At 70.5% G+C, this 14,081-nt stretch carries 12 protein-coding genes and 1 tRNA gene; 6 read left to right on the top strand and 7 right to left on the bottom strand.

What is annotated here, in order from left to right:
* The first annotated feature begins 1 nt into the window (after window position 1).
* The 6 genes from rplS (at window position 2) to DFH01_RS29010 (ending at window position 5,791) form a co-directional block, all read left to right on the top strand.
* Window positions 2-385, top strand: a complete 384-nt coding sequence (gene rplS / locus DFH01_RS14870; protein ID WP_109871230.1) for a 50S ribosomal protein L19 — start codon at window positions 2-4, stop codon at window positions 383-385.
* Window positions 386-445: 60 nt separating this feature from the next.
* Window positions 446-1,876, top strand: a complete 1,431-nt coding sequence (leuC, locus tag DFH01_RS14865; RefSeq protein ID WP_109871229.1) for a 3-isopropylmalate dehydratase large subunit — start codon at window positions 446-448, stop codon at window positions 1,874-1,876.
* Window positions 1,876-2,502 carry a 3-isopropylmalate dehydratase small subunit gene (leuD, locus tag DFH01_RS14860; RefSeq protein ID WP_109871228.1) on the top strand — a complete coding sequence of 209 codons (627 nt, stop codon included), beginning with the start codon at window positions 1,876-1,878 and terminating at the stop codon, window positions 2,500-2,502. Before leuC ends, leuD begins: the two co-directional genes overlap by 1 nt.
* A gap of 1 nt (window position 2,503) precedes the next feature.
* Window positions 2,504-3,616 carry a 3-isopropylmalate dehydrogenase gene (gene leuB, locus DFH01_RS14855; RefSeq protein ID WP_109871227.1) on the top strand — a complete coding sequence of 371 codons (1,113 nt, stop codon included), beginning with the start codon at window positions 2,504-2,506 and terminating at the stop codon, window positions 3,614-3,616.
* A 58-nt stretch (window positions 3,617-3,674) separates the two neighbouring features.
* Window positions 3,675-3,751, top strand: a tRNA-Arg gene (locus DFH01_RS14850).
* A 255-nt stretch (window positions 3,752-4,006) separates the two neighbouring features.
* Window positions 4,007-5,791 carry an ABC transporter ATP-binding protein/permease gene (locus tag DFH01_RS29010; RefSeq protein ID WP_109871226.1) on the top strand — a complete coding sequence of 595 codons (1,785 nt, stop codon included), beginning with the start codon at window positions 4,007-4,009 and terminating at the stop codon, window positions 5,789-5,791.
* 16 nt (window positions 5,792-5,807) lie between these two features.
* On the opposite strand, the gene DFH01_RS14840 is transcribed toward DFH01_RS29010, so the two are convergent.
* The 7 genes from DFH01_RS14840 to DFH01_RS14810 all read right to left on the bottom strand — a co-directional run bounded on the left by DFH01_RS14840 (window position 5,808) and on the right by DFH01_RS14810 (window position 13,943).
* Window positions 5,808-6,572: an enoyl-CoA hydratase/isomerase family protein gene (locus tag DFH01_RS14840; RefSeq protein WP_109871225.1), complete on the bottom strand. Its 765-nt coding sequence runs from the start codon at window positions 6,570-6,572 to the stop codon at window positions 5,808-5,810.
* Entirely contained in the window at window positions 6,572-7,756 is a 1,185-nt protein-coding gene (locus tag DFH01_RS14835; protein ID WP_109871224.1) for a CaiB/BaiF CoA transferase family protein, read from the bottom strand. Before DFH01_RS14835 ends, DFH01_RS14840 begins: the two co-directional genes overlap by 1 nt.
* An 18-nt stretch (window positions 7,757-7,774) precedes the next feature.
* The gene (locus DFH01_RS14830; protein WP_233256121.1) at window positions 7,775-9,394 is read right to left on the bottom strand and encodes a class I adenylate-forming enzyme family protein; all 1,620 of its coding nucleotides are present in this window, start codon (window positions 9,392-9,394) and stop codon (window positions 7,775-7,777) included.
* A gap of 8 nt (window positions 9,395-9,402) precedes the next feature.
* A complete protein-coding gene (locus tag DFH01_RS14825; protein ID WP_109871222.1) occupies window positions 9,403-10,122 on the bottom strand; it encodes a ribonuclease activity regulator RraA in 720 nt (239 codons plus the stop codon).
* Window positions 10,123-10,137: 15 nt separating this feature from the next.
* Window positions 10,138-11,883 carry an L-arabinonate dehydratase gene (gene araD, locus DFH01_RS14820; RefSeq protein ID WP_109871221.1) on the bottom strand — a complete coding sequence of 582 codons (1,746 nt, stop codon included), beginning with the start codon at window positions 11,881-11,883 and terminating at the stop codon, window positions 10,138-10,140.
* Window positions 11,884-11,994: 111 nt separating this feature from the next.
* Window positions 11,995-12,960 (bottom strand): Bug family tripartite tricarboxylate transporter substrate binding protein, encoded by a 966-nt coding sequence (locus tag DFH01_RS14815; protein ID WP_158287768.1) that lies wholly within the window; start codon window positions 12,958-12,960, stop codon window positions 11,995-11,997.
* Entirely contained in the window at window positions 12,957-13,943 is a 987-nt protein-coding gene (locus tag DFH01_RS14810) for a tripartite tricarboxylate transporter substrate binding protein (protein WP_109871219.1), read from the bottom strand. Before DFH01_RS14810 ends, DFH01_RS14815 begins: the two co-directional genes overlap by 4 nt.
* Window positions 13,944-14,081: the final 138 nt, after the last annotated feature.

The following is a 14,081-nucleotide window of genomic DNA, read 5'->3' as shown; positions in this document are numbered from 1 at the left end:
GATGAACCTGCTTCAGCAGTTCGAGGCGGCGCAGCAGGCGCGCCTCTCCGCCGCCAGGGCGACGCCGGATTTCGCGCCGGGCGATACGGTCCGCGTGATGGTGAAGGTGGTCGAGGGCGAGCGCATCCGCACCCAGGCCTATGAGGGCGTGGTGATTGCGCGCTCCAACCGCGGCCTGAACAGCAACTTCACGGTTCGCAAGCTGTCCTACGGCGAGGGCGTGGAGCGCGTCTTCCCGCTCTACTCGCCGAACGTCGCCGAGATCCAGGTGGTCCGCCGCGGCCGCGTGCGCCGCGCGAAGCTCTATTACCTGCGCGGCCGCACCGGCAAGTCCGCCCGTATCCAGGAGCGGGCGCGCGAGACCACGGCCTCCGCCGAGGGCTGAACTGAATCACCCGCGCGACCCGCATGGTCGCGCGGGACCTGCTTGAGAGGTGAGGAAGCCATGTCGGCACAGAAGCCGCGCACGCTGTTCGACAAGATCTGGGACGCCCACGTGGTGGAGACGCTCCCGGACGGCACCGCGCTGCTCTACATCGACAAGCACCTCACCCATGAAGTGACCAGCCCGCAGGCCTTCGAGGGCCTGCGCATGGCCGGCCGCAAGGTGCGCCGGCCGGATGCGACGATCGCGGTGGTGGACCACAACATCGCCACCGACGCCTCCCGCTACGGGACCATCGAGGATCCCGAAAGCCGCGTGCAGGTCGAGACGCTGGAGAAGAACGTCAAGGAGTTCGGCGTTCCCTACATCCCGCTGACCGACAAGCGGCAGGGCATCGTGCATGTCATCGGGCCGGAGCTGGGTCTTTCGCTGCCGGGCATGACGATCGTCTGCGGCGACAGCCACACCTCGACGCATGGCGCGCTCGGCGCGCTGGCCTTCGGCATCGGTACCTCCGAGGTCGAGCATGTGCTGGCGACGCAGACGCTGTTGCAGAAGCCGGCGAAGAACATGCGCGTCAGCGTGGACGGCACGCTCGCGCTCGGCTGCACGGCGAAGGACATCGTGCTGGCCATCATCGGCCGCATCGGCACGGCGGGCGGCACCGGCCATGTCATCGAATATGCCGGCGAGGCGATCCGCGCGCTGGACATGGCCGGCCGCATGACTGTCTGCAACATGTCCATCGAGGCCGGTGCCCGCGCCGGCATGGTGGCGCCCGACCAGACCACCTTCGACTACGTGAAGGGCCGCCCCTTCGCGCCGAAGGGCGAGGGCTTCGACCGCGCGCTGGCCTGGTGGAAGACGCTGCCCTCCGACGCCGACGCGCATTTCGACACGGAAGTGCGGCTCGACGCCGCGCAGATCGCGCCGCAGGTCACCTGGGGCACCAGCCCCGAGGACGTGCTGCCGATCACCGGCAGCGTGCCGAATCCGGCAGAGGTCGCCGACGAGGCCAAGCGCGCGCGCATGCAGCGCATGCTGGACTACATGGGCCTCACGGCGGGCCAGCGGCTGCAGGACCTCGGCGTGGACGTGGTCTTCATCGGGTCCTGCACCAACAGCCGCATCGAGGACATCCGCGCGGCGGCGGCCATCGTGAAGGGCCGCAAGGTGGCCGATGGCGTGCGCGCGCTGGTGGTGCCGGGCAGCGGCCTCGTGAAGGAACAGGCCGAGCAGGAGGGGCTCGACCGCGTCCTGAAGGAAGCGGGCTTCGAGTGGCGCGAGGCGGGCTGCTCCATGTGCCTCGGCATGAACCCGGACAAGCTGAAGCCCGGCCAGCGCTCCGCCAGCACATCGAACCGCAACTTCGAGGGCCGCCAGGGTCCGGGCGGGCGGACGCATCTGCTTTCGCCGGCCATGGCGGCCGCGGCGGCGCTCGCGGGGCGGCTTGCCGATGTGCGCGACTTCCAGCCGAAGGGGGCGGTGTGATGCAGGCCTTCACGACCCTGACCGGCGTCGCGGCGCCGATGCCGGAAGCCAATGTGGACACCGACAAGATCATCCCCGCGCGCTTCCTCAAGACCATCGCGCGCACCGGGCTCGGGCGTAACCTCTTCGCCAATCTTCGCTACCGGCAGGACGGCACGGAGAACCCGGACTTCATCCTGAACAAGGAGCCCTACCGGAAAGCCGAGGTGCTGATCGCGCACGAGAATTTCGGCTGCGGTTCCTCGCGCGAGCATGCGCCCTGGGCGCTGCTGGATTTCGGCATCCGCTGCGTCATCGCGCCGTCCTTCGGCGACATCTTCCACAACAACAGCTTCAAGAACGGCATCCTGCCGATCCGCCTGCCGCGCGAGGTCTGCGACCAGCTCATCGAGGATGCGAAGCTCGGCCAGAACGCGCGCGTGACGGTGGATCTGGAGCGGCAGGTCGTCGTCCGCCCGAACGGGGAGGAGATCCGCTTCGAGGTGGATCCCTTCCGCAAGCACCTGCTGCTGAACGGCCTAGACGACATCGGCCAGACGATGCAGCACGCCCCGGCCATCGACGGCTACGAGGCAAAGCAGAAGGCCGCGCAGCCCTGGCTGTACTCGGCTGCACCGGGGGTCTGAGATGCCTGCGAACAAGAAGCTCCTCATCCTGCCGGGCGACGGTATCGGCCCGGAGGTCGTGCGCGAGACGCGCCGGATCATCGAATGGCTGGAGCGCCGCCGCGCCATCACCTTCGAGATCGAGGAAGGGCTCGTCGGCGGCATCGCGCTCGACACCACCGGCTCCGCCTGCCCGGACGAGACGGTGGAGGCCGCGAAGGCTGCCGATGCCGTGCTGTTCGGCTCGGTCGGCGGACCCAAATGGGACAGCCTGCCCTTCGACAAGCGGCCGGAACTCGGCATCCTGCGCCTGCGCAAGGATCTCGGCCTCTTCGCGAATCTGCGCCCGGCGGTGGTGCTGGACCCGCTGCTGGACGCCTCGGCCCTGAAGCACGACCTGGTGCGCGGCCTCAACATCATGATCGTCCGCGAGACGACCAGCGGCGTCTATTTCGGCGAGCCGCGCGGCGTGACCACGGGCGCCGACGGCAAGCGGACCGGCGTGGACACGCAGCTCTACCATGAGGACGAGATCGCACGCGTCGCGCGCGTGGCCTTCGAGCTGGCGCGCCAGCGCCGGAACAAGGTGACCAGCGTCGACAAGGCGAATGTCATGCAGTCGGGCCGCCTCTGGCGCGCCGTGGTGGGCGAGGTCCACAAGGCCGAATTCGCGGATGTCGAGCTCGAGCACATGTACGCCGACAACTGCGCGATGCAGCTCGCCAGCCGGCCCAAGCAGTTCGACGTCATCCTGGCCGACAACCTGTTCGGCGACGTGCTGTCCGACCTGGCGGCGGCGCTGACCGGCTCGCTCGGCATGCTGCCCTCGGCGACGCTCGGCGAAGTCCAGCCCACGGGCAAGCGCCACGCGCTCTACGAGCCGATCCACGGCTCGGCGCCGGACATCGCCGGCAAGGGCATCGCGAATCCGTCGGCGCAGATCCTGTCCTTCGCCATGCTGCTGAAGATCTCCTTCGGCATGGAGGAGGAGGCTGTGCTGATCGAGCAGGCGATCGAGAAGGTGCTGGCCGGCGGCCTGCGCACGGCGGACATCATGGCGCCCGGCATGGCGCGCATCGGCACCAGCGTGATGGGCGAGGCGGTGCTGCGGGAACTCGACAAGCTCGCAGCATGAAGTCGCCGCCCGGGGGTTGCGCCCCCGGGCCGGCCCCGCTACATCGCCGTTCCCGGCAGGACCCGTAGCTCAATTGGATAGAGCACCAGACTACGGATCTGGGGGTTAGGGGTTCGAATCCTCTCGGGTCCGCCAGGGATGCGCGCCGCCGCGCGACGGCTGCAAGGATGGATGGGCGCTTCGCCCGGAGAATTCCATCGGTGGTGAAGTTATCTTCCCGCCTGCTTCTTCCGCCCGCCGCCGTCCCGGGCTGCTTCCTGCCATTCACCGCGTCGACAGCTCAGCCCTCCCGGCCATGACGAACCGGCCGACGCAGTGCTGCCCTGCCTGTGTCGCCGTCGCGATCCCGTCCTTTTGCATCGGCGCCGTGCCGGCGGGGCCGGGCCGTCCATGACGCTCGTCCCCGATGCGCCGTCCGCCCTGCAGGAGCGCATCGGGGCGCATGCGGCGCTCCGCGCGCGCTATCTCGCCCGGCCGCATCCCGGCGCGCCGGCGATGCGCATGCTGCGGCTGCTCGCCGGGGCGGCGCGCGGCGCCGGGCGCTGGGCCTTCCTCGGCCTGGTCGGCGCCGTGGTCCTGACCGTCGTCGGGCAGCTTCTGGTCAACCTGCGAATCACCACCTGGAACGCCGATTTCTTCGACGCGCTGGAGCGACGCTCGGCGCCGGAGCTGTTGCGCCAGGCGTGGATCTTCCTCGCCATCGTCCTGGGCTGGATGGCGGTTGTCACGGCCGCGCTCGTCGCCAAGCGCCGCCTGGTCATTGCGCTACGGCGCCATCTCACGCTGATGCTCACCGGCGCCTGGATGGATGCCGGGCGCCATTACCGGCTGCGCAACATGGAAGGCAGCCACGACAACGAGGATGGCCGCATCGCGGAGGATGCGCGCGTGGTCTGCGAGATGGGGGTGGACTTCCTCGCCTCGCTACTCGCCGCGACGCTGCAGTTCGTCGCCTTCGTCGGAATGCTCTGGATCCACTCCGGTACGGCGCGGCTGGCCATCGGCCGCGTCGAGGTCGCGATACCGGGCTACATGGTCTGGATCGCGCTGGTCTATGCGTTCCTGGGCGCCGCCCTGGCGATCTTTGTCGGCCGCCCGCTGGTGCGCGCGACGGATCGCCGCCAGGCGGCCGAGGCCGATTTCCGTGCGAGCCTGCTCGCCGCGCTTTCGCACTCGCCGGTGATCGCGCTGACCGGTGCGGAGCCGGGCGAGCGCCGGCGCCTCGCCGGGGCCTTTGCGCGCGTGCAGGCCAGCTGGAACGTCCAGACCGGCTCGTTCCGCAATCTGTCTTTCCTCTCTTCCGGGTTCGGCCTGCTGACCGCGGGCCTGCCCATGCTGATCCTCGCGCCAAGCTACCTGGCGGGCGAGATCAGCCTCGGCACCCTGATGCAGCTCACCATCGCCTTCGGCCAGGTCGTGGGCGCGCTGCTCTGGCTCTCGGACAACTACCCGACCATCGCGCAGTGGGAGGCTTCGGCCGAGCGCGTGCTGGCGCTGCACGAGGCGGTCTGCGACCTGCCGGGCGAGGCCTCGGCCGCCGGGCCGGGCCGCGTCCTGCGGGCTGCGGAGAAGGGGCCGGAACTCGCCTTCCGCGCGGTGACGCTGCTGGGCTCGGCCGGGGAGGTGCTGCTGTCCCGCTTCGACACGGTGATCCGCCCGGGCGAGCGCGTGCTGCTGGAAGCGCCGCCGCAGGTCGCCGCCGCCCTTTTCCGCGCGGTGGCGGGGCTGTCCAGCTGGGGGGCCGGGCGCATCGAGCTGCCGGAGCACTCCGCGCCCTTCTTCATGGGCGAGCGGCCCTTCCTGCCACGCGCGCCGCTGCGCGAGGCCGTGCTCGAACCCCAGGCCGTCGGCGACGTGGCCGACGAGGCGCTGAAGGCGGCAATGCTCGCAACCGGCGTCGCGCATCTCGTCCCGATGCTGGACGCCGTGGCGGACTGGGAGGAGGAGCTGGGACTCGAGGAACAGCAGCGCCTGCAATTCGCGCGGTGCCTGGTGCAGCGGCCGGGCTGGATCATGATGCATGACGCGACAAGCGCGCTGGGCGCGGCGGAGGAGGCACGCTTGCTCGCGGCGCTGGCTCAGCACCTGCCGGATGCGGCGATCATCTCCATCGCCCATCGGCCGATCGCCGAGGGGCTCTACCAGCGGCGCATCACGCTCCCCGCAGCAGCCTGAGCCGCGGCGCGCCGGTTCAGCGCGGCGGCTTGCCCGCGGTGAAGGCCGCCGCGCCCCGGCGCCATTCGCCATCCGCGAGGCACCGGTCGATGGCCAGCATCTCATAGGCCTGGCCCGTGCGCAGGTCGCTTTCCATGCCGACATCGATGCAGCGCTTCGCGAGTTGCACGGAGAGCGGGAAGGCCTGCAGGATCATGCCCACCGTCTCCTTCACCGCCGCCTCTAGGTCTTCCGGCGCGACGACGCGGTTCATCAGGCCGACGCGCAGCGCCTCCTCCGCGCCCATCACCCGGCCGGTGAAGAGCAGCTCCTTCGCCAGCGCCTTGCCCACGATGCGCGGCAGGCGCTGCGTGGCACCGACGGAGCCGCGCACCGCCTCCGGGTACCGGAAGGAGACGCGGGAGGAGGCGAGGATGAAGTCGCAGGCGGTCGCGATCTCGCAGCCCGAGCCGATGATCGGCCCGTGCCCCACCGCGATGCAGGGCTTCGGGCAATACTGGATGGCGTCATAGGCGGCGAAGGCGGCGAGGCGGCGGTTGCGCAGCCATTCCTCCGTCACGCCCGCACGCTCCTTCATGTCGGCGCCGGCGCAGAAGGTCGGGCCGGCGCCGCGCACCAGGATCACGCGCACCGAGCCATCCGCTTCCAGCGCCTTCACCGCGGCGTGGAGGTCGAGCGCCATCTGCAGGTTGAGCGCGTTGCGCTGGTCGGGCCGGTTCAGCGTGATCGTGCCGACACCGTCCAAGGCTTCGCACAGCACCGTCTCGAACTGGCTGCCCATCAGATCGCTCCTTCCGCGCGCAACGCGGCGATCGCCGCCGCGTCCAGCCCCAGCCGCTCGCGCAGCACCTGCTCCGTGTGCTCGCCCAGCATCGGCGGCCGCGTCACCTCCAGCCGGTCGTAGCCCGAGAAGCGGAAGGGCACCGGCAGCGCCGGGAATTCTCCCAGCTTGGGATGCGCGAAGGCCGAGACCATGCCGCGCGCCTTCACATGCGGGTCCTCCACCACCTCCCGCACATCCAGCACCGGGCCGGCCGGCACGCCGGCGGCGACGCAGGCCTCGACGAAGGCATCGCGCGTCCAGCCGCGGATGGCCTCCGACAGGCGCTGCATCACCTCGGCGCGGTTCTCGAGCCGCGCGGCATTCGTCGCCACGCGCGGATCGGCGCCCCAGTCGGAGAGGCCGAGCAGCCTGCACAGCGGCGCCCAATGCGGCTCGTTGCAGGTGATCTGCACATGGCCGCCGTCGGCGGTCGCGAAGGCGGCCGAAGGCACGCGGCCCGGATGTTCCGTGCCCATGCGCCCGGGGACCTCGCCGAGGGCGAACCAACGCGCGGCGGCGATGGTGAGCAAGCTGACCTGGCCGTCGAACATCGAGAAGTCGATATGCGTGCCGCGGCCCGTCGCGTTGCGGCCCATCAGCGCCGCGAGCACCGCGATCGCCGACCACAGGCCGGAGGACAGGTCGGCCACCGGCAGCCCCGCCTTGCAGGGTGCGCCGCCCTGCTCCCCGGTCAGCGACAGCATGCCCGTCATCGCCTGGAACACCGTGTCGTAGCCGCGGCGCTTCGCATAAGGCCCGTCCTGGCCGAAGCCTGTGACGGAGAGATAGACGATGCGCGGATTGACCCGCGCGATGCTGGCGTAGTCGAGCCCGTAGCGCTTCAGCGTGCCGACCGTGAAGTTCTCCACCACGACATCGGCGCCGGCGGCGAGGTCGCGCACCAGCTGCTGCGCCTTCGCGTTGCGCAGATTGGCCGTGATGGATTTCTTGCTGCGGTTGGCGGTGAAGCCATAGGCGCTCTCGCCCTGGATCATTGGCTCGTAGAAGCGGATCTCGTCGCCGGTGCCGGGCTGCTCCACCTTGATCACCTCGGCGCCCATCTCGGCCAGCAGCATGGTCGCATAGGGCGCGGCCAGCACGCGGGCGAGATCGAGGACGGTGATGCCTTCCAGCGGCTTCATGCCGGTGTTCCCTGCGCGTCAGCCAAGGCCGAGATCGGTCAGCGCGAAGTCGCGCAGCTTGTTCTTCTGCACCTTCGCGCTGGCCGTCATGCCGATATGCTCGAAGCTGTCCACGATGCGCAGGTGGCGCGGCACGCGGAAGCCGGCCAGGCGTTCGCGGCACCAGGCGAGCAGGTCGTCGGGCGTCGCGGCGCCGGGCGCGCGCAGGATCACATAGGCGGCGGGCACCTCGACCAGGCGCGGATCGGGCACGCCGACCACCTGCGCCTGCACCACGGCGGGATGCGCGTGCAGCACATCCTCCACCTCGGCCGGCGCGACATTCTCACCGCCCACCCGGATCAGCTCCTTGGCGCGGCCGGAGAAGCGCAGGCGCCCGTCCTCGTCCATCACGCCGAGGTCGCCGGTGTGGAGCCAGCCTTCCGCATCGATCGCGCGGGCAGTCTGCTCGGGCATGTTGTAATAGCCCTTCATCAGCGCCCAGCCGCGCACGAGGATCTCGCCGAGCTCGCCGGGCGCGCAGTCGCGCGCTTCCTCCGGGTGGCGGATGCGGACCTCGAGGCCGGGCAGGGGGAAGGCATAGCCTTCCAGGCGCTTCGCGGGGTCGTCGTCGAAGGGGCCCATCGCCACGTTGGGCGAGGCCTCGGACTGGCCATAGGCGCAGCAGATGCCGGGCATCCCGAAACGTTCCTGCGCCTGGCGCATGACAAGGCCCGTCGCCGCGGCCCAGCCGCCGCGCAGCGCGATGCGTTCCTCGGGCGGGCGCGGCTCGCCCAGCATCATGAGGAACATCGTGTCGTTGCCGCAGATATGCGTGCAGCACTCCGCCTGCAGCATGCGCAGCGCGAGCGCGGCATCGAAGGTCGGCGTGGTGACGTAGGTCGCGCCGGCGGTCAGCGCGGCGAGGAAGGAGAGGGTGACGCCCGCCACATGGAACAGCGGTCGCTGGCTGAAATAGCGGTCGCCCGGCCGCAGCCCGAGCCGCTGCCCGACATGGAAAGCGTCGCGCAGCATGCTGTCATGCGACAGCATCGCGCCCTTCGGCGCGGAGGTGGTGCCGGAGGTGTACTGGATCAGCACCGCGTCCTCCGGCTGCACGCCAAGGCTCTCCGGGTCGAAGCCGGCATCGGGATCGCGGTCGAGCTCGGCATGCGGCAGCGCCGCGCGGGGCAGGTTAGCGCCGAGCACCAGCAGCCGGCGCAAGCGCGGCAGCGCCGCGCCGGGCAGGGCGCTGTCCACCGCCGGCTCGATGCCGCGCAGCATCGCAACGAAATCCACCTTGAGCAGCCTGTCCTGCATCACCAGGAAGGCCGCGTCGGACTGGCGCAGGCAATAGGCGATCTCGGGCGGGCGCAGCCGGGTGTTCACCGGCACGACGACGGCACCGAGCGTGCCGGCGGCGAGCAGCAGCGCCGTCCACTCCACCGAATTGCCCATGCAGATCGCGACGTGGTCGCCGCGCCGCAGGCCGAGCCGATGCAGATTCGCCGCGCGCCGCAGCACCAGCGTGCGGAGCGCGGTGAAGGTGATGCGCTCGCCGGGAAGGACCACGGCCTCGGCATCCGGCCAGAGGCGTGCCGCCCGGTCCAGCGCGCCCCAGTAGGTCGTCTTCGGCCAGTCCGGTGGCGGTCCGGCCACGCCCATGCTCAACGCCCGCGCTCGGCGCGCCAGGCCTTGAACTCCTCGAGGCTCCGCGGGTCGGTCGCGGGATAGAGGCCGCGGATTGAGCGGCCTTCCGCCACCTTCTCGGCCACGAAATCCTCATAGGCGGTCATCTCGGTGCCCTCGGCGGCGATCTCCTCGGCCAGATGCGCCGGGATCACGATGACACCGTCGGCATCGCCCACCAGCACGTCGCCCGGGAAGACCGGCGCGTCACCGCAGCCGATCGGCACGTTGAGGTCGATGGCGTGGTTCAGCGTCAGGTTGGTCGGCGCCGAGGGGCGGCTGTGATAGGCGGGGATGCCGAGGGCGGCGATTTCAGCCGAATCGCGGAAGCCGCCATCGGTGACGACGCCCGCGACGCCGCGCGCCTTCAGTCGCCCGACCAGGATCGCGCCGGCCGAGGCCGCGCGGGCATCCTTGCGGCTGTCGAAGACCAGCACCGCGCCGGGCGGGCACTCCTCGATCGCCTTGCGCTGCGGATGCGCGGGGTCCCTGAAGACCTCGAGCGTGTTCAGGTCCTCGCGCGCCGGGATGTAGCGTACGGTGTAGGCTTCCCCGACCATGCTCTCGCCGCCGGCCGGATGCAGCGGCAGCACGCCCTGGATCATCTGGGTGCGGAAGCCGCGCTTGAACAGCGCGGTCGCGATGGTGGCGGTGCTGATCCGGCGCAGCTTCGCGCGGGTGGAGTCACTCAGCGGCATCGACTTCGCCTTCGCTCAGTAGATCACGGGTTCGGGGACGGGCGCGCCGAAATCCGTGCGCAGGAAATCGAAGTCGCAACCCTCATTGGCCTGCTGGATGTGCTTCGTGAAGGCGAAGCCGTAGCCGCGCTCGAAGCGGGCAGGGGGCTTCACCCAGGCCGCGCGGCGCCGCGCCAGCTCCTCCTCGCCGACGCGCATGGTAATGCTGCGCGCATCCACGTTGATCTCGACGATGTCGCCGGTGCGCAGCAGCGCCAGCGGCCCGCCGATGTAGCTTTCCGGCGCCACGTGCAGCACGCATGCGCCGTAGCTGGTGCCGGACATGCGCGCATCCGACATGCGCAGCATGTCGCGATGGCCTTCCTTCAGCAGGCGCTTCGGCATCGGCAGCATGCCCCATTCCGGCATGCCCGGCCCTCCCTGCGGCCCGGCATTACGCAGCACCATCACCGTGTCGGGCGTGAAGGGATAGCTCTCGTCGTCCACCGCCTTCTTCATGCTGGGATAGTCGTCGAACACCACCGCCGGGCCGGCATGCTTCAGGAACTTCTGGTCCATCGCCGCCGGCTTGATGACGCAGCCGTCGGGCGCCAGGTTGCCCTTCAGCACCGCCAGCGAGCCCTCGCCATAGATCGGATTGGACAGCGGGCGGATGACGTCGTCGTTGTAGACCTTTGCGCCCGCGATGTTCTCGCCCACGGTCCTGCCGGAGACCGTCATGCAGGACAGGTCGAGATGCTCCGCCATCGTGGCCATCAGGCCGCGGATGCCGCCGGCGTAGTAGAAATCCTCCATGAGGTAGGTCTTGCCCGAGGGCCGGACATTCCCGATCACCGGCACCTTGCGGCTGGCGCGCTCGAAATCATCGAGGCCGATCTCATGCCCCGCGCGCCGCGCCATCGCGATGAGGTGGATGATTGCGTTGGTTGAGCAGCCCATCGCCATGGCGACGTTGATCGCGTTCAGGAAGGCGGCGCGCGTCTGGATGCGCCTGGGCGTCACGTCGTCCCACACCATGTCCACGATACGCCGGCCGCTTTCGGAACAGAGGCGGATATGGCCGGAATCCGCGGCGGGGATGGAGGACCCACCCGGCAGTACCATGCCGACGGCCTCCGCGATCGCGGTCATGGTGCTGGCCGTGCCCATGGTCATGCAGGTGCCGTAGCTGCGCGCGATGCCTGCTTCCACGCCCAGCCAGTCCTGCTGCGTGATCGTGCCGGCGCGCAGCTCATCCCAGTATTTCCAGGAATCCGATCCCGACCCGAGTGTCTTGCCGCCCCAGTTGCCGCGCAGCATCGGGCCGGCGGGGATGAAGATCGCCGGGATGTCCATGCTGGTCGCGCCGAGCAGCAGGCCCGGCGTGGTCTTGTCGCAGCCGCCCATGAGCACGGCGCCGTCCACGGGATGGCTGCGCAGCAGCTCCTCCGTCTCCATCGCCAGCATGTTGCGGTAGAGCATCGTGGTCGGCTTCACGAAGCTCTCGGAGAGGCTGAGCGCGGGCAGTTCGACCGGGAAGCCGCCGGCCATCAGGATGCCGCGCTTCACATCCTCCACGCGCGTCTTGAAGTGGACGTGGCAGGGCTGCAGGTCGGACCAGGTGTTCACGATCGCGATCACCGGCCGGCCCTGCCATTCCTCCGGTGCGTAGCCCATCTGCATGGCGCGGGAGCGGTGGCCGAAGCTGCGCAAATCGGCCGGGCCGAACCAGCGGCGGCTGCGCAGCTCCTCGGGCTGCTTGCGGCGGGACGTATCGCTCATCTCTTGGCCTCTGGCGTGGTCGTGGCGCGCGACACTGTCGGACAGGCGGCCGCCGAGGGGAAGCGGGGCAGGGGCCGAGTTCCCCCTCGCCGCCACCGCCCTGCCAGATGGCTATCGCAGCGTCAGGCCGATCGCCTTGACGATCGGATCCCAGGTCGCCCGCTCCTCCTGCAGGAAGGTGGTGAGCTGCGCGGGGCTGCTCGGCACCGCTTCCGCACCCTGGCGCGTAAGGGCGGCGCGCACCGCCTCGTCCTGCTGCGCCGCCGTCACCGCGGCGGCGACACGATCGAGGATCGGCGCCGGCGTGCCTGCGGGGGCCAACAGCGCCTGGAAGTTGCGCACGCGCAGCGCGGGCAAGCCGAGCTCCGCGGCCGCGGGGATGTCAGGCGCGAGCGGAGAGCGCCTGTCGCCGGTGATCGCCAGCGCACGCACCCGGCCGCCTGGCAGCAGCGGCAGCACCGCGGAGATGTCGCCGAACAGCCCGTCGATCTTGCCGCCGACGAGGTCTGGCAGCGCCGCGCCGGTGCCGCGATAGGGAATGTGCTCGAAGCGCACGGAGGCGATCTGCCCGAGCAGTTCCATCGCCAGATGCGGCGTCGTGCCGATCCCGGCCGAGCCCATGTTGAGCCCGCCGGGTCGCGTGCGTGCCAGCGCGACGAATTCGGCGAGCGTCGTCGCCGGAAGCTCGGCATTCACCGCCAGGATCTGCGGGCTGCTTGCGATCAGCGCGATGGGCGCCAGCGCCTGCAGCGGGTCGGGCGCATCGGCGCTGGCCGCGGGCGCGATCACCAGCGGTCCCGGGGAGCCGACCAGGAGCGTGTAGCCGTCGGGTCGTGCGGCCGCGACCAGGCGCGTGCCGACCACGCCGCCGGCGCCGGCGCGGTTCTCCACGACGACCGGCCCGAGATGTCGCCGCAGCCCGTCCGCCAGCGGGCGCGCGACGTTGTCCACGGGGCCGCCCGGCGCGAATGGCACGACCAGGGTGATGGCGCGGCTCGGCCAAGTCTCGGTCTGTGCCGTCGCGACGGCCGGCAGCAGCAGCGACGCAAGCAGGGCGCGTCGGGAAAGGGCGCTCATTGGATGCTGATCCCGCCGCGGCGGATGACCGGTCCCCATCGCTCCGACTCCTCCTTCACGGCTGCCGCAAGCTCCGCCGGCGTGCCGCCCAGCTTCTCGATGCCCAGGATGCGGAAGCGGTCGGCGACGATGGGTAGGTTCAGCACTGCATTCATCGTCGCGTTCAGCTTCTCGATGATCTCCGGTGGCGCGCGTCCCGGTGCCAGCAGGTAGTTGAAGGACGCGTCGTGATAGCCTGGCAGGGTGCGTGCCAGCGGCGGCAGCTCCGGGGCGGCGGCGGCGTGCTCGGCCGTGCTGACGGCCAGCGCGCGCAGCTTGCCCTCGCGCACCAGCGGCAGCAGCGTCGCGATGTTGTCCATCATGAAGTCCACGCGCCCCGCCATCACTTCCTGCGCCGCCGGGGCGGTGCCGCGGAAGGGCACGTGCAGCAGCTCCACATCCGCCATCTGGCCGAGCATCGCCGAGGCGAGATGGCCGGAGGAGGCGACGCCTGCGCTGCCATAGCTCAGCGGCTGCGGCGCGCGCTTCGCCAGCGCGATCAGGCCCGCAGGATCAGGCGCCGCGAAGTCGGGGCCGACGACCAGCAGCTTCGGCGCGCGCATCAGCGCGATGACCGGCGCGAAGTCGGCGACCGGGTCGTAGGGCAGGTTGCGCATCAGGAAGGGGTTGAGGATCTGCACATTCGGCGTGGCGTAGAGCAGCGTGTGTCCGTCCGGCGCGGCCCGCGCGACAGCGACGGCGCCGATGGTGGTGCCGCCGCCGGGGCGGTTCTCCACCGTCACGGGCTGGCCGAGATCCTGGCCCAGCGGCTCTGCGATCAGTCGCGCGATCGTGTCGGCCGCGCCACCCGGGGCGAAGGGGACGATGAGGCGGATCGGGCGGTCCGGCCGCCAGCCCTGAGCCCGCACGCGCGGTGCAGCGAGGCTCGCCGCCGCCGCGAACAGCACGACGCGGCGCGCAAGGCGATACGGGTGCGCTGGCATGGCCTCCCTCCCTGTTTGTGTCGTTAGGTCAGTCCTATGACCTTATTCGCGCTCCCGGCGCTTGTCGAGGGCGCGCCGCCTGGACAGTCCTCGCGCCGGGCCCTTAAGTGAAAAGCCTAGCCTATAGGCGGAAGGGAG

The sequence above is a fragment of the Falsiroseomonas bella genome (genome assembly GCF_003173615.1).
Taxonomy (GTDB): domain Bacteria; phylum Pseudomonadota; class Alphaproteobacteria; order Acetobacterales; family Acetobacteraceae; genus Falsiroseomonas; species Falsiroseomonas bella.
Note: the sequence above shows the minus strand (reverse complement) of the source record. Positions and strands in the feature narration are given on the sequence as shown.